The sequence below is a fragment of the Clostridium sp. BIOML-A1 genome, from assembly GCF_009874105.1.
GTDB lineage: Bacteria > Bacillota > Clostridia > Lachnospirales > Lachnospiraceae > Coprococcus.
The window spans coordinates 111219-137584 of sequence record NZ_WWTL01000001.1 but is presented as its reverse complement, the minus strand read 5'-3'; the positions used below and the strand labels follow the sequence as shown (position 1 = coordinate 137584).

Annotated in this window: 19 protein-coding genes; 5 read left to right on the top strand and 14 right to left on the bottom strand. The window is 41.8% G+C overall.

The window, feature by feature from the left end:
* Positions 1–11 precede the first annotated feature (11 nt).
* From GT641_RS00605 to hprK, 6 genes are all read right to left on the bottom strand, one after another.
* Complete coding sequence (locus GT641_RS00605; protein ID WP_008401349.1) at positions 12–269, bottom strand: HPr family phosphocarrier protein; 258 nt, start codon at positions 267–269, stop codon at positions 12–14.
* 9 nt (positions 270–278) lie between these two features.
* Complete coding sequence (gene whiA / locus GT641_RS00600) at positions 279–1250, bottom strand: DNA-binding protein WhiA (RefSeq protein ID WP_008401348.1); 972 nt, start codon at positions 1248–1250, stop codon at positions 279–281.
* Positions 1251–1266: 16 nt separating this feature from the next.
* Positions 1267–2145 carry an RNase adapter RapZ gene (gene rapZ, locus GT641_RS00595; RefSeq protein WP_008401347.1) on the bottom strand — a complete coding sequence of 293 codons (879 nt, stop codon included), beginning with the start codon at positions 2143–2145 and terminating at the stop codon, positions 1267–1269.
* Position 2146: 1 nt separating this feature from the next.
* The gene (gene murB / locus GT641_RS00590; protein WP_161116572.1) at positions 2147–3055 is read right to left on the bottom strand and encodes a UDP-N-acetylmuramate dehydrogenase; all 909 of its coding nucleotides are present in this window, start codon (positions 3053–3055) and stop codon (positions 2147–2149) included.
* Positions 3056–3299: 244 nt separating this feature from the next.
* On the bottom strand, positions 3300–4241 hold the full coding sequence (locus GT641_RS00585; protein ID WP_161116571.1) for an ROK family glucokinase: 942 nt from the start codon (positions 4239–4241) through the stop codon (positions 3300–3302).
* A gap of 3 nt (positions 4242–4244) precedes the next feature.
* Entirely contained in the window at positions 4245–5195 is a 951-nt protein-coding gene (gene hprK, locus GT641_RS00580; protein ID WP_161116570.1) for an HPr(Ser) kinase/phosphatase, read from the bottom strand.
* A gap of 188 nt (positions 5196–5383) precedes the next feature.
* Between hprK and uvrC the strand changes: the two genes are divergently transcribed.
* Together uvrC and yfbR are read left to right on the top strand one after the other, a co-directional pair.
* Positions 5384–7198, top strand: a complete 1815-nt coding sequence (gene uvrC / locus GT641_RS00575) for an excinuclease ABC subunit UvrC (protein WP_192919774.1) — start codon at positions 5384–5386, stop codon at positions 7196–7198.
* A gap of 289 nt (positions 7199–7487) precedes the next feature.
* Positions 7488–8078 carry a 5'-deoxynucleotidase gene (gene yfbR / locus GT641_RS00570; protein ID WP_008401342.1) on the top strand — a complete coding sequence of 197 codons (591 nt, stop codon included), beginning with the start codon at positions 7488–7490 and terminating at the stop codon, positions 8076–8078.
* Between the two features lie 411 nt (positions 8079–8489).
* On the opposite strand, the gene ftsH is transcribed toward yfbR, so the two are convergent.
* Positions 8490–10364 (bottom strand): ATP-dependent zinc metalloprotease FtsH, encoded by a 1875-nt coding sequence (gene ftsH, locus GT641_RS00565; protein ID WP_161116569.1) that lies wholly within the window; start codon positions 10362–10364, stop codon positions 8490–8492.
* 136 nt (positions 10365–10500) lie between these two features.
* Complete coding sequence (locus GT641_RS00560; RefSeq protein ID WP_161116568.1) at positions 10501–11730, bottom strand: hypothetical protein; 1230 nt, start codon at positions 11728–11730, stop codon at positions 10501–10503.
* A 158-nt stretch (positions 11731–11888) separates the two neighbouring features.
* Here GT641_RS00560 and GT641_RS00555 point away from each other — a divergent pair, with 158 nt between their 5' ends.
* Entirely contained in the window at positions 11889–12677 is a 789-nt protein-coding gene (locus tag GT641_RS00555) for a hypothetical protein (RefSeq protein WP_161116567.1), read from the top strand.
* A 116-nt stretch (positions 12678–12793) separates the two neighbouring features.
* Here the strand turns inward: GT641_RS00555 and GT641_RS00550 are convergent, their stop codons facing one another.
* The 3 genes from GT641_RS00550 to glyA form a co-directional block, all read right to left on the bottom strand.
* Positions 12794–18409 (bottom strand): fibronectin type III domain-containing protein, encoded by a 5616-nt coding sequence (locus GT641_RS00550; RefSeq protein ID WP_161116566.1) that lies wholly within the window; start codon positions 18407–18409, stop codon positions 12794–12796.
* Positions 18410–18557: 148 nt separating this feature from the next.
* Positions 18558–20114 carry an LCP family protein gene (locus tag GT641_RS00545; protein ID WP_161116565.1) on the bottom strand — a complete coding sequence of 519 codons (1557 nt, stop codon included), beginning with the start codon at positions 20112–20114 and terminating at the stop codon, positions 18558–18560.
* Between the two features lie 9 nt (positions 20115–20123).
* A complete protein-coding gene (glyA, locus tag GT641_RS00540; protein ID WP_161116564.1) occupies positions 20124–21359 on the bottom strand; it encodes a serine hydroxymethyltransferase in 1236 nt (411 codons plus the stop codon).
* Between the two features lie 309 nt (positions 21360–21668).
* On the opposite strand from glyA, the gene rpsT reads away from it, so the two are divergent.
* The gene (rpsT, locus tag GT641_RS00535; protein WP_008401332.1) at positions 21669–21932 is read left to right on the top strand and encodes a 30S ribosomal protein S20; all 264 of its coding nucleotides are present in this window, start codon (positions 21669–21671) and stop codon (positions 21930–21932) included.
* A gap of 174 nt (positions 21933–22106) precedes the next feature.
* Here rpsT and holA read toward each other — a convergent pair whose 3' ends face one another.
* Positions 22107–23120, bottom strand: a complete 1014-nt coding sequence (holA, locus tag GT641_RS00530; protein ID WP_161116563.1) for a DNA polymerase III subunit delta — start codon at positions 23118–23120, stop codon at positions 22107–22109.
* A gap of 139 nt (positions 23121–23259) precedes the next feature.
* Positions 23260–23643, bottom strand: a complete 384-nt coding sequence (locus GT641_RS00525) for a VOC family protein (RefSeq protein WP_161116562.1) — start codon at positions 23641–23643, stop codon at positions 23260–23262.
* Between the two features lie 381 nt (positions 23644–24024).
* On the opposite strand from GT641_RS00525, the gene mgtE reads away from it, so the two are divergent.
* Positions 24025–25416 (top strand): magnesium transporter, encoded by a 1392-nt coding sequence (mgtE, locus tag GT641_RS00520; protein WP_347562811.1) that lies wholly within the window; start codon positions 24025–24027, stop codon positions 25414–25416.
* Positions 25417–25531: 115 nt separating this feature from the next.
* Here mgtE and GT641_RS00515 read toward each other — a convergent pair whose 3' ends face one another.
* The gene (locus tag GT641_RS00515) at positions 25532–26161 is read right to left on the bottom strand and encodes a helix-turn-helix transcriptional regulator (RefSeq protein ID WP_243143653.1); all 630 of its coding nucleotides are present in this window, start codon (positions 26159–26161) and stop codon (positions 25532–25534) included.
* Positions 26162–26366 lie beyond the last annotated feature (205 nt).

Sequence of the window (26366 nt, the reverse complement as noted above, 5' to 3'; positions counted from 1 at the left end):
GCCGGAAGAATTTATGCATTTGCTGTCAGGTAATCCGCGATCTCATTTACTGCAGCTTCCGCATCTTTGCCATCTGCGATAATTGTGATCTCCTGCCCTTCTGTAAATCCCATGCTCATCATTCCCATAATGCTCTTTGCATTGATCTTCTTGTCATCCGATACCAGATGGATCTGACTCTCATACTGGCTTGCAATCTGTACAAGAACTGCTACCGGTCTTTCTTCGGTTCCTTCGGTCATAGCTACCTTAACTGTTTTTTCTAACATTTTTTCCTCCTACACATACGACTTTTGTCTTAGGTCATCTGCTATTTCACTTATTTTTCTTAATCTATGATTGACTCCCGATTTTCCAATGGGGGGATTCATCATCTCACCTAATTCTTTCAGGGATGCATCCGGTTCTTCCAGACGAAGTTCCGCCAGTTCTCTCAGATTATCCGGGAGATATGTGATACCTCTTGTCTCTATCACATAATTTATATCCTGAATCTGACGGACCGCAGCACTGACTGTTTTGTTCAGATTCGCGGCTTCACAGTTTACCCTGCGATTAACATTATTACTGATATCTTTCAATATTCTCACATTCTCCATATTCATCAGAGAAATGTGAGCACCCATGATATTTAACACATCAACGATCATGGTTCCATCTTTTATATAACAGACACTGTATTTTTTTCTGGCAATAATACGACTCTCGATATCAAGCTCCGCCATAATCTTCTCAATCATTCCCGCCCGGTCTTCATTATCACAGACAATCTCCAGATGATATCCTTTTTTAGGATCACTGACGGACCCCGATGTCATAAATACACCTTTGATAAATGCCCGCTTACAGCACTGTTGCTGTACTACCATTCGATTCACTGTCATATCCTGACAGCTTACTTTTGTCACACCCTTCTGTGAAATCCTAAAATCCGGGGAAAGCTTCAAAGTCTGCAGCATCCGTTCGATCTCGTCCGGCCGATCCAGTACCATTCGATAGATTCGGCTGTTACTACCTGTTCTTTTCACCGAACATTCCATACGGATGTCAAACAACACCTTTATCAGTGATGCCATTGTCTTTGCTATAATACTTCGTTCTGTTGTTATACATAATTTAAAGAGTGAACCATTTCTGTACCACACATCTGCCACCATGGACATCATTCCTGAAAGTTCCGCTATTCTGCAATGTCTTGCGTTGCTGATATTCTTGGCAAGCTCTGCTTTTACTTCCGAGGAAAAGGACATATGCCTCACTCCTTTTCTATAATTTCTTTACAACTGCATCTTTTCCGATATCACGGTGATATATTCTCACAGTGTATGTGGATTTCTGCAGACGATTATATACTTCATTCGCAATCGTTACGGAACGATGTTTGCCACCGGTGCATCCGATCGAGATAACAAGCTGATTTTTTCCCTCTTTAATATAATTGGGAATCAGAAATTGCACCAGATCAATGAATTTGTCCAGAAATTCCGGTCCTTCCTCACAGTTCATGACATAATCCTGAATCACTTTATCATTTCCGGTAAGCGGACGTAGCTCTTCATCATAATAAGGATTCGGCAGGAATCTCACATCCTGCACAATATCGGAGTCTCTCGGGATTCCGTATTTGAATCCAAATGACATGATGGTAATGATAAAATTCCCATATTCCATATTCTGGACAAATATTTTATCCAGTTCAGATTTAAATTCCCTTACCAGAAGATTCGTTGTATCTATAATATAATCCGCTTCATCCTTGATAAAGCTGATCAATTCTCTTTCTTTTTTTATACCATCTATAATTCTTCCATTCTTAGCAGATAACGGATGATTTCTTCTTGTTTCTTTAAATCGTTTTACCAGTTTCTCATCTGAGCACTCCATAAAGAGGATCTCATACTGATAACCATTTTCTTTCATATCATTCAGACAGGCATTCAACTGGCTTAACGCTCTTCCGCTTCGAATGTCCACACTGATCGCCACATTATCTACCTGAATCTGTTCATCGTATGCAATTTCCGCAAAACGTTTGATAAGCTGGATTGGAAGATTATCTACGCAGAAATATCCTGCATCTTCCAGCGTTTTCATCGCTGTTGTTTTTCCTGCACCGCTCATTCCTGTTACAATTACAAATCTCATCCTAGAATGCCCCCAGTGTCTTTATCTCAAGCTCCAGATCCACACCGGAGCTGTCTTTTACCATTTTCTTTACATCGTTTACCAACTGCATGACGTCAGCCGCCGTTGCGCCGCCTTTGTTCACCACAAAACCACAATGTTTCTCTGATACCTGGGCTCCTCCTACAGTATAACCGCGAAGTCCTGCATCCATGATCAGTTTGCCTGCAAAATATCCCTCCGGTCTCTTAAAGGTCGAACCTGCCGACGGATATTCAAGTGGCTGCTTTGAAATTCTGGATTCTGCCAGTCGCTTCATCTCTGCATCTATCTGAGCTGCATCTCCTGTCTGAAGCTCAAATTCAGCTTCCAATACAACCAGACCATCCTTCTCAGCCTTACTGTGGCGATAACCAAATTCCATATCCGAACCTGAAATATCATAAATCTGTCCGTTTTGATCCAGCACTTTTACGGATGAAATAATATGCTTCATCTCTCCTCCATATGCTCCGGCATTCATATAAACAGCGCCTCCAACACTTCCCGGTATTCCTGATGCGAATTCCATTCCGGTCAGTTCATGCTGTTTTGCCGTTACTGCTGCTTTGATCAAAGATGCTCCGGCCTGAGCGATGATTTTTGTTCCATCTACCATGATCCGAGACATTCCCTCTGCTATATGAATGATCATTCCTCGATATCCATTATCCGATACCAGTAAGTTGCTTCCGTTTCCCATAATAAAAAATGGAACGTTTTCTTCTTTACACAGATCTACAAGCTCTGCGATCTGTTCCGGCTTTTCCGGTTCTGCCATAAAATCTGCTTCCCCGCCTATCCGAAAAGTTGTATATCGGTTCAAAGGCTCTTTTGTTTTTATTCTGTTTTCTCCTGTGATCGCTGCTGCTCTCTCATAAAACGATGTCATATACTTACAAACTCCTGACCTGTTTTTATTCTGAACTCTTAGGAATCTTACAAACCTGATAGACAAAACAAAGCCCTTAATATAAGATTTTGCATGCTGTTCCGGTTGATTTCTCAAAATCTCGAACGCTACCACACAATATCATACATTAAAGGCTTTTAGAATTCAATATTAAAAATGTATAGAAATTTCAGGGTGTTTCAATCCAATTTATGTAATTTACACATAGTTTACTTAATACATTTTACTGGTTCAGTATACTACATGCGCCACCATACATACCTGCATCATTACCAAGTGTAGCAAGTGCGAACTTGGTCTGTCTGCATGCATGGAAAGCATACTGTGCAAAATATTTAGCGGTTGTATTGATAAGTATATCTCCTGCTTTGGATACACCGCCACCGATTACGAAGATCTCAGGATCTACTACACAGGCAATCTGTGCAAGTGCTTTTCCAAGAACCTTTCCATGGTTCTCTACCAGTGTTGCCGCAACTTCATCACCTTCTTTTGCTGCGTCAAATATCTCTTTCGCTGAGATATACTGAATCTGACGAAGCTTGGATGGCTTGTCTGTTGTATTTAAAATGATCTTTGCCATACGAACGATACCGGTTGCTGATGTGTACTGCTCAAGACAGCCCTTGTTGCCGCATCCGCAGACTTCTGTCTCGTCATCATTTACACAGATATGTCCAATCTCCCCGCCTGCACCGTTGGTTCCTGCGAGCATCTTTCCATTTAAAATAATACCACCGCCGACACCGGTTCCGAGTGTTACCATGACGATATCCTTGTGGCCTTTTCCGCCACCCTGCCACATCTCGCCGAGGGCTGCCATGTTCGCATCATTTCCGGCTTTCACAGGAAGGTCTAATAATTTACTGAGTTCTTCTTCTACATTGAAGATTCCCCATCCAAGATTTACACATTTGATAACAGTTCCATCTGCCTTTACAGGACCCGGAACACCCATTCCAACACCTGCCACATCAGACTTCTCGATCTTCTTCTCTGCCAGTTTATCTTCAACAGATGCTGCGATATCGCTTAAAATATACTTTCCACCTTCATCTGTTCTTGTTGTGATCTCCCATTTCTCAACCATCTCGCCCTGTATTGTAAACAGACCGATCTTTACGGTTGTTCCTCCGATGTCTACTCCAAATACATAGTTTGCCATTTTCTACTGCTCCTCCTTATTTGCATTGCCCTTCATGATATTCTGCGTCACTCTGTTATATAATTCCTGTGCTGCATTGTATCCCATCTTCTTCTGTCTGTGGTTGACCGCGGCAGATTCAACGATAATCGCGATATTTCTACCCGGACGGATCGGGATGTTATGACTTACGACTTTATTCCCAAGGAATTCCGTATACTGGTCTTCCAGACCCAAACGGTCATACTCCGTATCCTTGCTCCACTCTTCCAGATTGATAACCAGATCGATATTCTGATCTAGCTTTACACATTCTACACCAAACAGGGATTTTACGTCAATGATTCCGATACCACGAAGCTCGATAAAGTGTCTGGTGATATCCGGTGCACGTCCAACCAGAGTAGCATCACTGACCTTCTTGATCTCTACCACATCATCCGCAACCAGACGGTGCCCTCTCTTGATCAGTTCCAGAGCAGCCTCTGATTTACCGATGCCACTCTCGCCCATGATCAGAACACCTTCGCCGTATACATCGACCAGTACGGCATGTACGGATATTCTTGGTGCCAATTCTACATGGAGCCAACGGTCTACCTCATGTACAAATGCAGATGTAACTGCACTGGATGTAAGGACAGGCACTCCATGCTTCTTTCCTGCTTCTATAATAAATTCATACGGTTCGAGATCCCGGCAGAATATCAGACATGGCGGTTTATACGAAAAAAATTCATTTATGATCTTGATATTTTCTTCCTCTGTATGCATTGCTGCGATATAGGCATGTTCTACATTTCCGCATATCTGGATACGTCCTGCATCGAAATGTTCAAAGAATCCTCCAAACTGTACCGCCGGGCGGTTCATACCCGGATCCTGGATCATCACCTTATCGGTATCGATCTCCGGTGTATAATTCTTCAGATTCATTTTCTCTATGAGTTTGGATACTGTTATACTGTAAACCATCTTCTCCTCCTGTTTTCCCTAGTTTCAGTTCTTGTTTCATTATATTCTACAACCTATTTATCGTCAATTCATCAATTCATTTTTTCAGGAAAAAAGCCACCTGTTTTCTGTATCTTGTGTTATACTGATTTTTATGTGTGAACCTGTTGTTTTTAGAATAAACAGCGGAAAGGAAATTAATTCAAAGTATGTTTAATTTTGAAGAAGAATTAAAAAAACTGCCTCATACACCGGGTGTCTATCTGATGCATAATAAGACCGATGAAATCATCTATGTCGGCAAAGCCATTGATCTGTATAACCGGGTACACCAGTATTTTCAGGCAGGATATAAACGCTCACCTAAAATTGAAAAAATGGTCAGCCACATCGCGTGGTTTGAATATATCATCTGCGAATCCGAAATTGAAGCGCTGGTGCTGGAATGCAACCTGATTAAGGAACACCATCCGCACTATAATACCATGCTTACGGATGACAAAAGCTACCCATATATCAAGATCACAGTCAACGAGGATTTTCCTCGTATTCTGTTCTCGCATCAGATGCACCGGGATCATGCCAGATATTTTGGTCCTTATACTAATGCAGGTGCCGTCAAGGATACCATTGATCTGTTAAAGAAGCTGTATCATCTGCGTAGCTGCAACAAAAAGCTACCGCAGGAAACAGGGTTGGATCGTCCATGTCTGTATTACCACATTGGGCAATGCAAGGCTCCCTGTCAGGGTTACATCTCAAAAGAGGACTACGGCAGGCAGGTGGAACAGGCAATTCATTTTCTGACCGGGCATCACCGGCAGACGGTAAAGGAGCTGGAAGAAAAGATGAAACAGCTTGCAGCCGACATGGAATTTGAACAGGCGGCAGAGGTTCGTGATCTGATCGAAAGCATTAAGCATATCGCATCAAAACAGCGTGTTGACAACACAACAACCGATGACCGTGACGTGATCGCAATGGCTGCCAACAACATGAACGAGGGCGTTATCTCTGTCTTCTTCATCCGTAACGGCAAGATGATCGGCAGAGAGCATTTCCATATGACCGGTGTGCAGTCGGAATCTTATGGAGATATTATGGCTGCATTTTTAAAGCAGTATTACGCTTCTACTCCATTTCTCCCTAAGGAGATCATTCTGGAGCATGAAGTAAATGAGCAGGAGCTGATCGAACAATACTTAAGCGAGCGGCGGGGGAATCTTGTGCACATCCTCACCCCTCAAAAAGGTGACAAAGCCAAGCTGTTAAAGCTTGCGCGCGACAATGCCTTTCTTGTTCTGACACAGGATACAGAAAAGCTGAAACGGGAGCAGGCACGAACAGAAGGCGCAGCAAAGGAACTGGCGGAGCTGATCGGAGTTCCGTCGGCCAAACGGCTGGAAGCCTTCGATATCTCGCACATCAGCGGCTACCATTCGGTTGCTTCAATGGTGGTCTTTGAAAATGGAAAAGCCAGGCCAAATGAATACCGCAAATTCAAATTAAGAACGATCGACGGACCGGATGACTACGCCAGTATGCGTGAAGTTCTGACAAGACGATTTACCGATGAACGTTTTAAGGTCTATCCTGACATCCTTATGATGGATGGTGGTAAGGGACAGGTCAACATTGCTCTGGAGGTTCTTAACGAGCTGCATCTGAACATTCCGGTCTGCGGCATGGTAAAGGATGACTACCACAGAACCAGAGGTCTGTATTTTAACAATAAAGAAGTGGAATTTCCGAAAAATACTCAGGCATTTGACATGGTCACCCGTTTGCAGGATGAAGCCCACCGTTTTGCCATCGAATATCACAGAAGCCTCAGAAGCAAATCTCAGGTACATTCGATCCTTGAGGATATACCGGGCATCGGCCCTGCCAGACGAAAGGATCTGATGGGCTATTTCAAGGATATCGCAAAGATCCGGGAGGCATCCGTCGATGAACTGATGCAGGTGCCATCCATGAACCGGAATGCCGCCGAAATGGTGTACGAATTTTTCCACAAGGAATAAGATAATCTGTATGCAGATATTTACCCAGTTGTATTAGAACGAAAAAGCCACCAGAGGTCTAGGTCTGTCATATTGCATAGCTATTATTCCGCAAGACGCTTTCGCTCTGTTCCTCAACGTAGCGGTACATAAAGCTGCAAAAGACGCAGCTTAAGTACCGACGCTCGGAAAGGCTTGCTGCATAACAGTATGCAATATTCCAGACTGTGGGCGGTTTTTAGTTCAAACAAGGTGTAGCGGGTATATATCTTTGCAAATATCTGCATACATACAACAAGGAGATTGAAAGATGGAATATAATTTTTTTGCTATGATTTCGAGAATGAAATACATTGACCGCTGGGCGTTGATGCGGAATACAAGGGAAGAAAATCTGTGTGAACACAGTCTGGAAGTCAGTATTATCGCTCATGCCCTTGCCGTGATCGGCAATACTTACTACGAAAAGGATCTGAATGCGGAACGGGCTGCTCTGATCGGGCTATACCATGACGCTTCAGAGATCATAACCGGTGATATGCCGACTCCAGTCAAGTATTATAATGATGACATCAAGGAATCATTTAAAATGATCGAGAAAACAGCCTGCTATAAGCTGTTAAACAAACTGCCGGATGAGATGAAACCACAGTATGAACCGCTCTTCTTTCGTCAGTCCGGGGATGAATATATCTGGAAGCTTGTAAAGGCCGCGGATAAGCTGTCCGCTCTTATCAAATGTATGGAAGAAACTTCTGTCGGCAATCCGGAATTTTCCAGTGCCTATGAATCCACAAAGGCTGCTGTCGACAAGCTTGCTGCCGACCTTCCGGAAGTTACCCATTTCCTGTCCGACTTCCTCCCTGCCTACGGCAAAAACCTCGACCAACTTCAATTTTAATTTTAGTAATGCCGTTTTTGGCGTGGCATGTAATACACTGTTATGAAGCAAGCCTTTCCGAGCGTCGGTACTTAAGTTGCGTATTTTGCAACTTTATGTACCGTTACGTCGAGGAATAGAGCGCAAGCGTCTTGCGGAATAATAGTTGTATTACATGCCACACCAAAAACGGCATTTTTAAAACTACCACAACATATTGCAACTATGCGGTGGTATATGTTTTTAGGGAATATCAAAAATACCGCACATGGATGGTTATATTACACACTGTTATGTAGCAAGCCTTTTTCCACGCCGGTTCTTAGTGAACCGCCACAGGCGGAGAACTTAGCACCGCTACGTGGAAATAGAGCGCAAGCGTCTTGCGGAATAATAGTTGTGTGATATAACCGTCCATGTGCGGTATTGCACCTATCTCTGTGGTTCCACCTGAGCAAGAATCGACATGAATTCTTTGCCGGTGATCGTTTCATGTTCTATAAGGAAGCTGGCGATGGAATCCAGGGCTGCCATATGAGCAGACAAAAGTCTTTTTGCTTTATTATAGGAATCTCGCAGCATATCACGGATCTCTTTATCGATCTTGGTAGCGGTCTCATCCGAACACTGAAGGGCAAGATTTCTGTCCAGATACTGCCCTTCTACCGATTCAAGCTGCACCATACCGAATTTGTCTGACATACCATACATGGTTATCATGGCTCTGGCTGTCTTGGTCGCCTTCTCGATATCATTTGATGCTCCTGTTGTCACCAAGTCGAATTTCAATTCTTCCGCTGCACGTCCGCCAAGCAGGGTTATAAGCTCTGCTTCCAGCTCTTTCTTGGATTCCAGATATTTTTCTTCTTCCGGAACCTGCCATACATAACCCAGAGATCCCATTGTTCTTGGAACGATTGTAATCCTCTGGATTGGCTCAGTGTGTTTCTGAATTGCAGCAAGTAATGCATGTCCGACTTCATGATAAGCAACGATCTGTTTTTCTTCTTTACTGAGCAGACGATCCTTTTTCTCTTTGCCGGCAAATACAACCTCTACCGCGCCGATCAGATCCTGTTGAGAAACCAGGCTTCTGCCATCACGAACGGCTGCCAGTGCTCCCTCGTTTATGATATTTGCAAGATCCGCACCAACTGCACCTGAAGTTGCAAGTGCCAGTTCATGAAGATCAACAGTTTCATCCATCTTGACATTCTTGGAATGAACCTTCAGTGTATCGATTCTTCCCTTCAGATCCGGCTTCTCTACGATAACTCTGCGGTCAAATCGGCCCGGACGAAGAAGTGCCTTATCAAGTACCTCCGGGCGATTCGTTGCTGCAAGGATTACAATACCCTTTGATGTATCAAAGCCATCCATCTCCGCAAGAAGCTGATTCAAGGTCTGCTCCCGTTCGGAATCTCCGCCATGTCTGGAATCTCTGCTTCTTCCGATCGCATCGATCTCATCGATAAATATAATACATGGTGCCATCTGTGTCGCCTGTTTGAACAGATCTCTGACACGGGAAGCACCCACACCGACATACATCTCTACAAAGCTGGAACCGGACATAGAGAAGAATGGTACATTTGCTTCACCTGCCACAGCTTTTGCAAGCAGGGTCTTACCGGTTCCCGGAGGGCCGACAAGCAGCGCACCCTTCGGCAGCTTCGCACCGATATCCAGATATTTCTTTGGATTGTGAAGGAAATCAACCATCTCTGTCAGAGACTCTTTTGCTTCTTCCTCACCGGCTACATCCGCAAAGGTAACGCCCGTCTTCTTCTCAACGTAGATCTTCGCATTGGCTCTGCCTACGCCGCCGCTTCGTTTCATGATCATCGACAACAGCAGATAGAATGCAACGATCATCACGATATAAGAAATGATCGTACCGACCATAGCACTTCCACTCTCATCTACACCTTCATATTCTGTTCCATATTTGGTCTTTGCCTGACGAAGCTTCTCTGCCAGACTGTCATCCGATATTCTGGTTGCTGTATATTTGGTCTTACTGATCAGCTTATCATCAGCATTATTTTCAAATACGATCTTGCTTCCGTAGATCTTTACAGAACCAACCCCGCCCTTATCCAACATCTCGATAAACTGACCATATGTGACTTCCTCTTCTCTGCCGGATGACACCCGGTCAAATACGCGCCAGAATAAAAATGTCAGTAAAATGGAAATAACCAGGATCACAATGATCGAGCGGTTGTTTTTCCCTTTATTTCCATTATTATTGTTATTATTGCTGTTGTTATTATTGTTACTGTTTTCCGGTAAATTATTGTCCAATCGGAACCTCCTTTTATACAGTTCTTATACTGTATCTTTCTTTTGTATGTATTTCTGATAATTTCGCATTCATTATAGACATATTCTTTTTTGCTTGCAATATAATAGCATTTTTGTTCATGAAGATTTAACCTTTTTATTGCTCTACATACATATCAACGTACAGATAGCCTCCCAGACGTGAAACCGATATCTCCCATTCTCCAATATGTACTTCTGTATAATTATTTCCCGTTTCATCTGATGTATCCGTCGCATCACGCAAAGTATGGAGCCCTGCTATAATAGAATCGTAACCACTTCCGGATTCCAGATCCGGTTCATCAAGAGCATTTGCAATTATCGTATATATATCATCCATACGGTAATAATCATTGTCATCCTGAATCTTCTGTGCGATCATCAATGAATGAATTCTGTCAGAGTTATAATCTCCATAGACCGCAACACGAAGGAATCCCATATCTGCATAAAATGAATCTTTTTTCTCATAGCAGGTATTTCCATCGTCATACTTATAGAGTCCAAGATATCTGCCATACTCATCCGCCTGCAGATCGATTCCCATATTCTGCGCGCCTGCAAGCATATCAGATTCAAAATCCGCCATGGCTGTGCCATCATAATGACCAACCAGAGTACATTCCCCGCCATCCTCTGACACTTCTTCTGCTGAAAGTGCCGTGTAATAATTACCTTCTGTTCCCTGTTTTTCTCCGGGAGAAGTATAATACATATAGCCGTCCGGAGCAACAAGTGAAGCATCATCTATGTCTTCGTTGTCCCATTCCGTATCCTGATCCATATAAGTATCATCTTCTATATACTCTTCTTCTGTATCTGCCTCATACGAATCATCCTTTATATGATCAAATATGACCGGTAAAAATTCGCAGCATAAACCAATAATGACACCGATAATAGCAAGCGCAGATGCTTTCTTTTTCTTATTTCCTGTATTATATGAAGTTCCCGGTGCACGATTCTGCCAGGATTTCCATTCTCCCTCTGTCGACTTTGCCTGTCCGTTCTGTATGTCAGAATATGCTTTCTGTTTCTCCTTCCGGTTGTAATCTTCATTATGATCAGATCCGAATCCATCATGAAAATCCTTTTGCTCATCCCTGTCGAATTCAAATTCATCATGGCAATCAGATACAGTATCTTCTACCTCCATCTTATCCGCACTATAATCATAGACATCTCCGTCAAAATTATAATCTCGCTGATAATCTACATCACTTCGTCTTTCATTCAGATAAAATGTATGATTATTCTCGATTGGAGTAACAAACCGCTTACATGTCTTGCAAAAATTAATACTATTTACCGAACTGTCACAAATTGGGCAAAGCTTTGTACCCATATACCGCACCTCTTTTCAAACAAATGTACTTCTGTCGTTTACTTTAAAGCCTTTTCCATATTTCGTCAACACCGGAAATGAATGGTGCAGCTTATTTCTCCGTGCTTGACACTCTACTATAAACTATCTATTATTATCTGAGAAAGAAGGTCAAGACAATGCCAGGATTTTTGATGCACCTCGTAGAAGGCGAAATGATTTTAAATAATTTAAAAAAACAAATAAATATATCTAAGACATTTACAGAAGAATTCATGCTTGGATGCATCCTTCCCGATGTCACATCGGATAAAGAGCGAACGCATTTTCGTCCATTATACCAGAAATATCATATCACGAAATATCCGGACATGACAGCGGTTTATGCTCTGTATGGGAATCAGGAGCTTTCTCCTATCGATCTGGGGATTCTTGCTCATTTACAACTGGATGCCAGTTATGTGACGGATTTCTGGCAGCATTTTTTTGTCTTTGAAGATGAATCCGGTGCTCCCTCTGTCGATACCAGGCATCCCTTATTTGTAAGGCTTCTCAAAGGGCAGGAGGCACGAATCCCGCTTGCGGACTTCTTCTCTGACAAATGGTTCTATGGCGAGTATGACCGGATCAATCCTGTTCTGAACAGACAGTTTCATCCATTTGTCCCAGATCATGTATCATACCGGGCGGAAGATATACATATCAAAGAATGTATACCCGAAGATGCCGGAATGATAAAAACAAGTTTATCGGCATATGTCGGAACCGCGGAGGCAATCGTGTCTGAAGATCAGGCTGCCAGTTCCGGAGATCAAGTCACCGGCTCTGATACAAGGATCTCACCTGATGATACTTGCATGACAAAAATCTTTCCTTATAAGGATATCATTTCCTTTTTGCGGGAACAGGCGGACAGTTATCCGGCAATGCCCTATATAAAAAACATCTTACACAACCAATATCTGTAGTCATAACGATAAGCGATACGACTTATCAAATAATCATAAATAAAACTCCATCCACAGCAGCCCTTATTCTCTCTGAATATGATCCGCTGTAGATGGAGTTTTTATAATGCTTTCATCTATTTAATCTTTGCTTTTATAACCTTTGTATAAGCACCATACGTTTTCTTACCCTTATATGTCTTATACGCTCTGACTTTGAAATAACAGGTCTTACCCTTCTTTAATTTCTTTTTGGTAAGTGTTACTTTCTTGGTCTGACCGATCTTCTTATATTTGCCTTTCTTGGATGTAGCCATATAGACTTCATAACCATCGGCTCCCTTTGTCTTCTTCCAGCTTACTACGCATGTCTTTGATTTCTTGGATACTGCCTTTGTCTTCTTAACAGCACCCGGTTTTGTAACAAATGTGTATGCTGTGCCGGAGCCTTTGATCTTGGTCTTGCCTGACAATTTGTAAGCATAGATCGTGTATGTATACTTGGTTGCTGATTTCAGCTTTGTTGCTTTATAAGAAACTGTTTTTGAACTTACAGTCTTCACAAGCTTCGACTTTCCGGTTGATGAATTCTTCCTGTAAATCATATAACCGGATGCGCCTGATACCTTCTTCCATTTCAGGGTTGCAGATGTTGTCTTTACACTCTTTACACTGATTCCCTTTACCTTACCCGGCTTTGTTACAGTAGGTGCAACAGGCTTTGCTGCTGCCTTGATCGTAAATGTCGCCGAAGCGCTTCCAACATAATTACCCTGACCTGTAACCGTAACAGTTGCCGTTCCAACATTTACATTATTGACATATGCTACGGTATAAGCTGATGCCGGAAGAACCGCTCCGTTTAACACTACTGTTATACTTGGTATCAATGCCTGTCCGGTATAGGTCTGATCTGCAACTGTTATCACAGCGGATGACAGATTGATCTTCTCCGGTGTTGGATCATTATTCTTTACAATCGTAAAGCTTCCGGTGTAGGTTCCGGTATAATTGCCCTGACCTTTTATCGTGATCGTAGCTGTTCCAGGATTTGTATTATTGCTGTAAGAAACTGTATAGTCCTTATCCTTTGTAAGTTCTACAGCTTCTCCATCCATTACAGTTACTCCCGGTTTACATTCTGCACTGGTGTAATCAACACTTGAAGAATAATGTACCTGACATTCTGTGATATTCTTTGGTGAGATCATGTAGGTTCCTGATGCCGTACCTGAGTAATCTCCACAGCCTTCTACGGTTATCGTAGCCGTACCCGCACCTACATTATCCTTTACTGCTACAATTGTATATGACGTATTATCAAGTACCGTTCCATCTGCTAATTTTACAGTGATATCCGTCTTTTCCGGTGTCTGTGCATTTCCGTTATATACAAATGTCTTATTTACCGTTACTGTGGCACCGGTAATATTAATAATGTCCTTACTGATCTCAAACTCTTTGGTAACCTGACCTGTATAGTTACCCATACCTTTGGCAATAGCTTTTGCCTTTGAATATTCCGTTGTTACAGCTGTATTATTCTCGTATGTAACAGTATAATCTACATTTTCAGTCAGGTCTTTATCTCCGTCTTTAATTCTGACTGTAGGTGTACACGCCTTACCATCCTCATAGGATACCTTTGAGGCACATCTCACATCAATGCTGCTATCCTGTAAGTTCTTAGCCGCAATCGTGAAATTGCCTGTCATTGTTCCGGTGTAGTTATCAACACCTGCAACTGTAACTGTGGCTGTACCTGCATCTGTGTTCTTATCATAGCCTGTGATCGTGTAATCGCCTGAACCTAACTGTCTGCCATTTACGCTGACTGTAAGATCAGATGCCTGCGGCTCCCATGCCTTTCCATTATAGGTATAAGAACGATTAACATTTACTGTTGCTCCGGCTATACTCTGCGGGTTGATCGTAAAGTATACTGTCTTCTGGCCGGTATAATTATTCACACCTTCGATGACTATTGATCCGGCATCCTTGCCGGCATTGATATTCTCTCCATAGGACACAATCTTATAATCAGTCCATAAACTAAGTTTCTTACCATTTCTGGTTACCTTAATTTCATCTGATGTCTTCGGCTGTATCTGAGATTCTTTATAGGTTGCATCTTTCACTTCGCAGATAATATCTGCTGCCGCAATTGACTTCTTCTGAATCTCAAATGTCTTTGTTGTACTTCCTGTATAATTATTTGTTTTGCCTGTGATCGTTACCGTTGCTGTACCTGCATTTGTGTTATAAGAAGGCTGTACCTTCAGTTCAGACAGATCTGTGATCTTCTTTCCTGACTTTGTCGTGATCATCTTCACAACAGGAACGACCACATCTCCTGTATACTCAAATGTCTCATTCTCCAGTTCTACTGCTGCTCCTGTAAGGTCAACTGCCGTGATCTTGAATGTCGCTTCTCTTGTTCCTGCAAATGCATCTTTACCTGTGAGCTTCACAGTAATTACTGAACCGACTTCATAGCCATTGGTCTTATTTGTCACAGTTACATCATAAGATTCTCCTTCTGCCAGAAGCTTTCCGTTCTGTGTCACTGTTATGACCGGTGTTACTTCCTTTCCACCATCATATTCCAGATCTGATGCATTAACCTTAATGGAACTGTCATTAATATCTGTTCTGTTCCTTGTGATCTCAAAGTAATAGGTCTTAGTTCCTGTGAAATTGCCTGTACCTGTTACATTAATCTCCGCTTTTGTGGTTTCATTCTGATTGTTATTATAAGTAACTGTGTAATCGGTTCCTTTTACAAGGGTGTAATTGCCGAGTTTCAAAGTGATCTCCGGCGAAATTGCCTGTCCGTTATTCCACATCATTTTTCCGGAATATTCGGCGGTACAACTATCAATCGTTGCTTTCTCGATCGTGAAATCTCCTGATGCCAAATCACTATATCCGTTTTTACCTGTTACCGTTGCTGTAGCTGTTCCCGCCTTCGTATTATTTGTATACTTAACTGTATAATACTTTGAATCCAGTGTCTTGCCATCTAATACAACAGTTACCTGATCAGCTGACGGTGCAAGTGCTGAACCGGTATATGTCTGTGACGGAACTGTTACCTTGGCTCCTGCAATACTCTTACTTACGATATTAAATGTCTTTACTGCATTACCTGTATAGTTGCCTGTTCCTGTAAACCGGATCGTCGCTGTTCCGACATTTATGTTATCTGTATAATCTGCCGTATAGTCAGTTCCTTTTACAAGTGTTCTTCCGGCAATTGTCAGTGTCGGTTCCGGCTTGATCTCGTTTTCGGTAAATGTCTGATTCGAAACAGTACTGATCGTACAGGTGTCATTTGAAAGGGTTGCTTTCTTGATCGTAAAGGTTGTACTTGCAGTTCCTGTATAATTACTATTTGTACTCTTTGGTTTTACTGTAATCGTAGCTGTTCCTGCATCTACATTATTTGTATATGTAACATCAAAAGCATTCAGATCAGTTATTGTTGTTCCATCTTCCGTTACAATGCTTGTAACCTTAGGCTTTTTTGCAGATCCATTATAGATATTATCATATTCTGCATATTTAACGGTTGCACTATCAATAGAAACGGAAGTGATCATATACAACAGGTCTATATGATCTGTATAATTACCTTTACCAGTGATCACCACAACGTACGATCCCGCTTTTACCGGATTCGATGAACTATACTGGATCGTATAATCTTCATTCTCAACCAGAGTAATGTTTCCGTAAATTACAGATATCTTTGGTATGATCGCCGAACCGGTATATGCGAATTTCTGACCGGATACCAGACCTTTCACGGTACAAACCCGATTAATATTCGCTGCATTGATCTTGAACTCAATCAAACGGGTTCCTGCACAGGTCTGTTTATTTCCTGTCAATGTGATCTGACCATAACCAACATTCTTGTTCTCCCCGTAAGTAACGGTATAATCCTTACCCTTTGTAAAGGTCTGACCTGCTATCGTTATCGTACTTACATCCGGAGTGATCTGTTTTCCTGTATATGTCTGATCCGCTATTGTAAGAGACGCATCTTTAACATTTGGAAGTGGTGATGTGATCGTAAAGTATGATGTCACACTTCCTGTATAATTTCCTTTAAATGTAACAATAACTTTAGCCTTATCACCAGCATCTATATTATCCTTATAATCTACTGCATAATCTTTTCTGGTTTCCAAGGTTATTCCATTTACAACTACAGCTGTTACAGCAGGCTTAAACGCCTCACCATTATACTCATATTCCGTTTGTGCCAATGTCACCTGTGCGGACTGTGACACATCAAGTGGCAGCACCCGATATGTACCTGTTGCAGTTCCTGTATAATTAGAAGCTGCCTTTGCTGTGATCGTAAATGAATAATTGTCTCCAACTTCTGTAGGACGTGTAGGATAACTGATCGTATAATCTGTACCATATGTTCCACCAGTTAATTCTTTTCCCGATGCTGTATCTGTAACAGTAATTACAGGTGATGAAACATTAGAACCATATGCATATGTCACATCACTTGCTGTAACCTTAATGGTCGGATCACTCAAATCCTTTTTATTGATCGTAAAGTTCTTTTCTACCGAGCCTGTATAATCACCCATTCCACTGATAACTGCAGTTGCAGTCATTGTACCAACATTTATGTTATTTCGATATTGAACCGTATAATCCTTATCCTTTTTCAATGTCGTACCGGCATAGACAACTTTTACATCCGGAGTCACCGCTGCACCGGTATAAGTTGCATCCGATACTTTGATATCCGCCTGGGAAATATCCTGATTCTTTCCGGCATCACTGATCGTAAATTCTTTCTCAACCGAACCAGAATAATTACCTTTTCCTGTGATCACTACTTTCACGGTTCCCGGCTGTATATTATCATGAGCTGCATCGCCATATGTAACTGTATAATCTGTACCCTCTTCCAATGTTCCATCAACTGTTGCTGTTGGATAATATGTTCTGAATCTGGAATCCTCTATTGTAATCTTTGGTGCCTTTGCTGTTCCATCATAGGTACAATTTGTATATTCCATGGTGATATTCTCGGACGCAATATCTGCCTTTACTACCTGCCAAGGTATTTTCTTACTGTAAGAAGAAGCCGATGACCAGTTAGAGCCTGATTTTCCTGTAATAACAAGATTGCCACTTCCTCCAACTCCTTTTAATGCGTTTCCCTTTGTCAATGTATAATCCTTATTTTCAGTTAACTTTTTTCCTCCATAGGATACTTTATCAATAAGTGGATTCATTACTCCCGGTTTTACATATGGCACATACAGGATCGATCCTGTACTGTTATAATATGCATCACCTTTAAAAGCAACGTCAGCTTTTGAAATATTGCCCTCTATAATATGAAAATATGCATACTGAGAACCTGTATATCCCCGACTCTCAATACCATAGATCCAGATCTCAGCTGATTCTGTTCCCTTTCGAAGCTCTACATTATCCTTATATTCAACCGTATAACAATTCGGGCTGATCGTCTGTCCATTCACGGTAACAGAAATTTCCGGTTCAATCGGAGAACCTGTATACCGGAAGTTCCCTGTGCTATTTGTCAGATTAATTTTTACGTTATTCGTGTCTTCATCACTCAGATCGATCAGGTCTGCCGCCTGTACGGTTCCTCCGGCACCTGCCGCCAGCCCTCCCCACTGGAATACTGTCACTGCTACCATTACAATGGTTAGCAGCCACGCCGTTACGAATCTTACACATTTTTTCATATTATGCAACCCTCCATGTCTTCGTTTGTCTGCGGAGCAGACCGCCCTGTAAAATAAAAATTCCAAATACGGAAAGCCCGCAAAATCTAGGTCAATTTTACCATTTTTCTGATCTTGCTTCAATCCGCATTTGGAACATTTTTACAAATTATTCTTTTTCTGTATAAAATACCCGGATCAATAAATCAACCAACGCTTCCTGATCCAGTTTGTATTCATCAAAATATGTATTTCTCTCGTATCTACCCGGAAGATCTATCACATCCGACTCCGCCACATTCAGATCGATACCATGCATCCGGTAATATAAATACAGGATATCATTCCGATCCAGATTTGTCTGCATATATGGTTTTGCCGCTTCATATACAAGCTTTGCTTCTTTCCTGCTATCTCCATAAAGCTGCAGGAAACGCTCAAGCCATAAAGTAAGATACTGTTCCTGTCTTGCCATCCGGTTTGCATGTTTCCCAAGAGTCTCCACTCTGGTCGCCATCTTCTCTACATACTTATATGCATCCTCATCTTCAAGCGTCACTGTATCCTTGGCAAATACATTTTCACTCACCGTATCTTTGGCATATAAGGTAACACCTTTTACCGCGTCATTGATATCCGCAATCCCTTCCATATCAAGTGCGATATAACCATGGATCGGAAGATCGTAGAGCATCTCTGAAATCGTCTTTGTGAAATTCTGACAGCTTATCGTCCCGCCATCTGCATATCCATAGGCAAGCCCCACCTGCATCGTATCAGTCAGCGCGACCTCGCCCTTCGTTGTACAGATATCGACATCAGTCATGCTGTCCCGGTTAATATCGATCACATCCAGTTTTCCTGTCTTTTTATTAAATACAAACAGGAAACACATATCAACCCTTCCACCATATCGTACATATTCCGATCCATTTGCATCGGAATATGTCAATTCATCATCCCTGTCTCTGGTATCGGTTTCTTCCGTTGTCTCTTCCCCATACAGATTCAAGTCACCGGAAGAATCCTCTTTTGGTGCCTGATACTCACTGTTATCTACGCCAAATACAAGGATCGATATAATGTCTTTATTATATACATAATTTTTTCCATTATAGGTTACCGCAGTAGAATGCGAACCATCCTCATGAAAACTGATGATCTCCGATGCTGCATTTGCTGTCAGCTGTTTCTTTCCCTGATTTATCATCCAAGCCAGAATGGCTGTCGGTATTCCGACCAGAACAAGGATCGCCACAAATGTGCCAACAATTATTTTCTTCTTCAGACTCCACGGATCACGCAGCTTTTTCGGTCCCATTCGCTTATGTTCCCGCGCACGTACATACAGATCCTCATCTGTACTTTTCTCAATATCTCTTTTTTGATTCTGAGTTTTTTCTCTGACCGAAGTTTCGTTCTGATTTTCCGCTTTCTTTTGAAAAAAATTCTTTTTTATATCCTCGGTTCGGATTCCTTCCGCTGCAATCTCATCCTGCGCTTCCTGTACGATCTCTTTGATCAACAGATCAACAGCTTCTTCACCCGTCTGAGGAGCCGGGGCAGCCGCCTGCTCTTCCTGCCGGCTGACCGGACGGCTGCTTTCGGTTTCCTGTTTTACTTCTGTCTTTTTTCCTTCTGACTCTTTTTCTTCTGACTGTCCATCCTGCAATGCTTCTGCAAGCCGGATCGCTTCTAACAGCTTCTCGTCAAATAAATCTTCCATATAACAACCTTATGCATACAGTGGATATTTCTCTACAATACTCTTAACAAGGGCTTCTGCTCTTGCCTTATCATCATCAATCACTGCTGCCTTGATCGCCTCAGCAATTGTCTCCATATCGGCTTCATTTGCCCCTCTGGTTGTAACTGCAGGTGTTCCGATACGGATACCGCTTGTTACAAACGGAGATTTTGGATCATTTGGTACTGTGTTCTTATTTACAGTGATATGAACCTCATCCAAAAGCTTCTCTACTTCTTTACCGGTACGGTCCAGATTCTGAAGATCTACCAGCATAAGGTGGTTATCTGTTCCACCGGATACGATATTGAAGCCTCTTGCCATTAATGCGGATGCAAGTGCTGCTGCATTCTTTACAACCTGTGCCTGATATTCCTTATATTCCGGCTGTAATGCTTCCTTTAAACATACTGCCTTACCTGCGATGACATGCATCAGAGGTCCGCCCTGGATACCAGGGAATACTGCCTTATTGAAGTTGAATTTCTCATTGATCTCGTTGCTGCACATGATCATACCACCTCTAGGTCCGCGAAGTGTCTTATGTGTAGTAGTTGTTGTAACATGTGCATATGGAATCGGGCTCATATGAAGTCCTGCTGCTACAAGACCTGCGATGTGTGCCATATCTACCATCAGATATGCTCCAACCTCATCTGCGATCTCACGGAATCTCTTGAAATCGATTGCTCTTGCATATGCAGATGCACCCGCTACGATCAGCTTTGGCTTGCATTCCTTTGCAATCTCAAGAACCTTGTCATAATCTATAAATCCATCATCATTTACACCATAAGGTACACAGTGGAAATATTTACCGGACATATTTACAGGTGAACCATGTGTCAAATGTCCGCCGTGATCCAGATTCATTCCCATAAACGTATCGCCGGGATTTAAAATAGCGAAAAATACTGCCATATTGGCCTGTGCTCCGGAATGTGGCTGAACATTTACATATTCACATCCAAATAATTCTTTTGCACGCTCTCTGGCAAGATCTTCCACTACGTCTACATACTGGCATCCACCATAATATCTTTTTCCGGGATAACCTTCCGCATATTTGTTTGTCAGATGGCTTCCCATAGCTGCCATAACTGCCTTTGATACGATATTCTCTGATGCGATCAGCTCCAGATTGTTATTCTGTCTGTTCAGTTCATCCGTCATTGCTGCCGCAACTTCCGGATCCACTTTTGTAATTTCATCAAATCCAAACATTTTCTTACCTCCTGGTATGTAATAATATATAACGCATTAATAGAGACAGTATACCATGTCCTCCCTTTCCATACAAGCCAACAAGTACCAGAAATAGGACGAAATAATATAGAAATAAGTATAGGAACTAAATTGATCCGAATAAGATCCGATCTTATTTTTCAGAAATGGAAATATTTTCACTTCGCCCCTTGACAAATAAATCTCTCTATACTAATATTGATGAGTATGTTTACATTGAATTGTCCGTGTCCGGTTTTAATGTAAAAACCTTATTATAATCTATATTTTAAATGGAGGTAGAGAATTTTGGCTAACATCAAATCTGCAAAGAAAAGAATTGAAGTAATTGACAAGAAGACTTTAAGAAACAAGATGATCAAGTCTAAGGTTAAGACAGTTATCAAAAAGGTAGAAGCTGCTATCGCTGCCGGTGACAAAGAAGCTGCTCAGGCAAATCTTCTGGTTGCTATCTCAGAGATCGACAAGGCTGCTTCAAAGGGCGTTTACCACAAGAACAATGCTTCTCGTAAAGTATCACGTCTTACAGCTGCTGTCAACAAGATGGCTTAATCTGACTCATATATATTTTTATAATTGATTACATATGTAAGGCTGCACATATATAATCAAAACCGTCAAAAAAAACAGAACCCTTGAGGTTCTGTTTTTTTGTAATAATCCAGTCTCCAGACTATAATAATACCTGTGGTATACAATGATATAACGATGTTCGTGTAGCTCCGGCTACCGGCTCAATGATATCAACAACACTTCCACCGCCACCACATCTGATGCCTGGCTGGTCTTTAATTTGTAGTCTGTATCCTGGCAGGCTTCCATGATCTTCTTTAATTCCTGTTCCGAATAATTCCGGCACTGTTCCGCATATTTCTTCACCGACCAGGACGGAACCCCAAGTACAGATGCCGTATCTGCATAATTCTTATTCTCCGCAAGACACATCTTAGTCTTTAACAACAGATCATACTGTCTCGCTATCAAAAACAGGATCCGCATCGCCGGTTCCCGGTTCTCAAGCAGCTCATGGTACAGATGGATCGCTCGATCCTGCTGTTTTGTGGAGATTGCATCAATCATCTCAAAGATATGTCCTTCCGAATTCCCCACGCAGAGATTCTCAACATCGGATGCTGTTACAGTCTCCCTGTCCGCTATATAGCTTATCAGTTTATCAATCTCATTCTTAATCGAATTCATATTCGATCCGGTATGCTCGATCAGCGAACGGATCGCATCATCAGTTATCTGTTTTCCTTCGCCTTTGAACATTCCTTTAACCCATACAGCCAGAGTCTTCTCGTTTGGAGTTTCAAAGCACAAGGCTTCTCCCATCTTATCAACGGTTTTATATAATTTATTTCTCTTATCAACTTCTGACTCAACAAACAGAATCAACGAGGTGTCCGGCAGTTCTTTGATCCGCTCGGCAAATTCCTCACAGCTCTTTTTAAACAATCCGGTCCCTTCTGCCAGCACCACCCGCCGGTCAGCGAAGAACGGCATTGTTTCACAGAAGCCTATGATCTCCATCGGATCTGTCTTCTCGCCTGCAAACTTTGCAAAGTTCATATTATCGTCACGGTCTGTTACCGCCGAAAGCAATTTATCTCTGTACTGGTTCACGAGATATGTTTCGTCCCCATATAACAGATATAGCGGAGCATAGCTTTCGTTTTTTATATGCTCATTTATAACCGCCATTGCATCCTTATCGCTCTGCTTTTTTCCTGCTGCCATAGCTATGTCTCCTTTCCTTCCTGCTCCAGTACATTATGCCAAATACCATTTTTATTTTCAACACCTGTCTATGATATTCTTCCGTAATACAGATGATCGCGCCATATTCCAAATGCCTTTGTTACCGGTCTTTTTTCCCTTAAACCGTAATCTCGATCTGGTTATCCTCTACATCAAAAATGCAGCTCTCATAATATCCGTCTCCCGTCACCCGCGGTCCACTGATGACTTTATATCCGTCCTCCTGAAGTCTCCTGGTAAGTTCATCGACTTTCTCTCTGCTTCCAACCGAAAAAGCCACATGAATAAGACCGATCCTTGCCAGTTCCTTTCTCAGATTTGACACCCTTGGCTTTTGCATGATCTCAAGTCTTGCTCCATCATCAAAGCTTAAAAAATAAGACTGAAACTCTGTTTGTGGATTATAATAACGCTCACCGGCTTTTGCATCGAAATACTTTATAAAAAAATCTTTTGTCTTTTCCAGATCTTCTACATACATAGCAACATGTTCTATCTGCATTTCCGATTTCCTCCTGTATTTTATATTTTCCTAAAAAATATAACACAATTATTAAAATTTTCCCATATATGTTTTTATGGGTTGCCAATCCGAGTTTATTCTGTTATAGTTTCAAAGGTTTTGATAAATATCAAATTCCCAAATTCTATTTTCAAATGGAGGTGAATTTTCATGGATAGTTGCGATCGTATTGGACGAAGTAAAATATGCGGTGCTGTGATAACAAAGCATCAATGGATGTGGCTGTCTATGAAGATCCAATAACCTCATCTTATATTGTTGTGTGCCTTTTCATACATCGCATCAGACGATCCTGACCATCCGGTCTTCACACTGAGACGATGTATTTTTATGCCTAAAACGGGCAAGAAGGAGGTCACAATGAAAAAAATCACAGTATTTAAAAGAGATTATGTAACAGAACTTGTAAAGATCATTCGTAATGCAAAGAATGCACAGACGCTGCAAAGGCATTTGTCTAACTATCATGACAAGGATATCGCCGAAGCAATCACAAAACTGAGTGAAACAGAACGAATGCGCCTGTACACTATGATCGATATCCCACGGCTTGCAGAGATTTTCTCCTATCTGGATGATGCCAAGCCATATCTGGATGAACTGTCACTTGATAAAGCCGCAAGAGTCATATCCGATATGGATGCAGATGATGCTCTGGATATTCTGGATGAATTTTCCGATGAGCAACAGCAGGAAATGGTTGCCCGGTTGGATGATGATTCCCGGAGAGATGTAAAGAAGCTGCTTTCTTATGAGGATGATGAAATCGGAAGCTGCATGACGAACAATTATATCTGTATTCCGGACACACTGTCCATCCGTGAAGCTATGAGTGCACTGGTTCGGCAGGCAGGAGAACACGACAATATCTCGACGATCTATACCACTGATACAAATGGCCAGTTTTCCGGTGCTATCGATCTGAAGGATCTGATCATCGCACGGGAAAATGAGTCTTTGTCAAATATCATCAGCCGCTCCTATCCGTCTGTCTATGAACATATGAAGATTGCAGACTGTATCGATGACCTTACCGATTATGAAGAAGACTCCATCCCTGTTTTATCTGAAAACGGAACCCTCGCCGGCATCCTGACTGCAAACGACATTGTAGAGCTGGTTGATAATGCCATGAGTGATGACTATGCCAAGCTCGCCGGTCTTACATCCGAAGAAGATCTGAATGAGCCAACCTTTACCAGCATGAAAAAACGTCTGCCATGGCTCATCATCCTTCTGTTTCTTGGTATGGCTGTATCCTCTGTGGTAGGAATGTTTGAATCTGTTGTTGCAGTGCTTCCGATCGTGATCTGCTTCCAGTCCCTTGTCCTTGATATGGCCGGAAATGTTGGCACACAGTCCCTCGCCGTTACGATCCGTGTGCTTATGGACGAAGATTTGAGTACAAAAAAGAAGCTTTCCCTTCTTATTAAAGAAATGAAGATCGGCTTCTTAAATGGTGCAAGCCTTGGAATCATGGCACTCCTGTTTTTAGGAATTTATATCCATTATTTCAAGAAATATGTGTGGGTATCCGCATTCCTGATCTCTGGCTGTGTCGGCATCTCGCTGATCGTTGCAATGGTAATCTCAAGCTTTGTCGGAACCATTATTCCTATGTTCTTCCACAAGATCCATATTGATCCTGCGGTTGCTTCCGGTCCACTCATTACTACAGTCAATGATCTGGTGGCCGTGATCACCTACTATGGACTGGCAATGGTATTTTTAATTAATATTTTTCATATTTAGGTTTTGAATCTTCATCGTTCCGGCAAAAGACAGGTTGTTTTCTATAACAGAAATTACTTATCTTTTACCGGAACTTTTTTACATCATGTTTCTATTTTCTTTTGCCAGAACTTTTTTACATTATGTTTCTATTTTCTTTTGCCAGAACTTTTTTACACCAGGTTTTTGTTCCGCATTTTGGGCATTTCAAATATCTGGTTGAAATCATATGCAATCCCATTGTATATGCACCAAAGGTCGGAACAAACAGCTCATTGCAATGACGGCATTTGTAATAACCGATGGTGCGCTCACCTTCCATCGCAACCATAAGTCCACAACCAAATATAACACATGCGATCACTATCAGTAATATCTTAACCGGTACTGCGATCACCTCTGTATACACTGCAACAACCATGATCAATGTAATAAATGATATCGTTGCAATTATCCCCGTTATAACTGTAGGAATTAATTTCTTCTTGTTTTCTTCTCTTTCTTTAATCATATTCACCATATTTTCCTCCGCTTTCTTTTGATATTCTTCCTCAGACACTCTTGCACCAGACAACAGTTCATTTACCGTAATGTCCAGTTCCTTACATAAAGGTAATAATAGAGACACTTCCGGGAATCCCTTTCCACATTCCCATTTGGAAATGGTTTTATCACTGATATTCAGTTTTTCTGCAAGCTGCTTCTGTGTACAACCTTTTCTTTTTCTTTCCGCTGCAATAAACCTTCCTATATTGACCTGATCCATATTTTCCTCCTTTCTGACCAGATTATTACATACCTGCATCCGGCATCATACCCATAAAGCGTAGAAAATGGTGAATTTCTGCGGATTCTACGCACTGTAGAGTATGATTTGCTGCCCCTTTACGCTAATTATATCATGTGCTTCGCACATTCTATGCATTCCGCAAAATCAGCATCCTTGCGAGCAAATAATTTTGCGTTCATTA

Bases quoted from the DNA above. Each gene is read 5' to 3' on its own strand.
- whiA (WP_008401348.1), bottom strand. From the start codon at position 1,250: ATGTCCTTTTCCTCGGAAGTAAAAGCAGAGCTTGCCAAGAATATCAGC.
- GT641_RS00515 (WP_243143653.1), bottom strand. From the start codon at position 26,161: ATGGATCAGGTCAATATAGGAAGGTTTATTGCAGCGGAAAGAAAAAGA.
- glyA (WP_161116564.1), bottom strand. From the start codon at position 21,359: ATGTTTGGATTTGATGAAATTACAAAAGTGGATCCGGAAGTTGCGGCA.
- holA (WP_161116563.1), bottom strand. From the start codon at position 23,120: ATGGCAGCAGGAAAAAAGCAGAGCGATAAGGATGCAATGGCGGTTATA.
- GT641_RS00585 (WP_161116571.1), bottom strand. From the start codon at position 4,241: ATGGCAAACTATGTATTTGGAGTAGACATCGGAGGAACAACCGTAAAG.
- GT641_RS00560 (WP_161116568.1), bottom strand. From the start codon at position 11,730: ATGGGTACAAAGCTTTGCCCAATTTGTGACAGTTCGGTAAATAGTATT.
- murB (WP_161116572.1), bottom strand. From the start codon at position 3,055: ATGACATCGTTTTATGAGAGAGCAGCAGCGATCACAGGAGAAAACAGA.
- uvrC (WP_192919774.1), top strand. From the start codon at position 5,384: ATGTTTAATTTTGAAGAAGAATTAAAAAAACTGCCTCATACACCGGGT.
- GT641_RS00555 (WP_161116567.1), top strand. From the start codon at position 11,889: ATGCCAGGATTTTTGATGCACCTCGTAGAAGGCGAAATGATTTTAAAT.
- mgtE (WP_347562811.1), top strand. From the start codon at position 24,025: ATGAAAAAAATCACAGTATTTAAAAGAGATTATGTAACAGAACTTGTA.
- GT641_RS00525 (WP_161116562.1), bottom strand. From the start codon at position 23,643: ATGCAGATAGAACATGTTGCTATGTATGTAGAAGATCTGGAAAAGACA.
- hprK (WP_161116570.1), bottom strand. From the start codon at position 5,195: ATGGTTTACAGTATAACAGTATCCAAACTCATAGAGAAAATGAATCTG.
- GT641_RS00605 (WP_008401349.1), bottom strand. From the start codon at position 269: ATGTTAGAAAAAACAGTTAAGGTAGCTATGACCGAAGGAACCGAAGAA.
- GT641_RS00545 (WP_161116565.1), bottom strand. From the start codon at position 20,114: ATGGAAGATTTATTTGACGAGAAGCTGTTAGAAGCGATCCGGCTTGCA.
- yfbR (WP_008401342.1), top strand. From the start codon at position 7,488: ATGGAATATAATTTTTTTGCTATGATTTCGAGAATGAAATACATTGAC.
- GT641_RS00550 (WP_161116566.1), bottom strand. From the start codon at position 18,409: ATGAAAAAATGTGTAAGATTCGTAACGGCGTGGCTGCTAACCATTGTA.
- rapZ (WP_008401347.1), bottom strand. From the start codon at position 2,145: ATGAGATTTGTAATTGTAACAGGAATGAGCGGTGCAGGAAAAACAACA.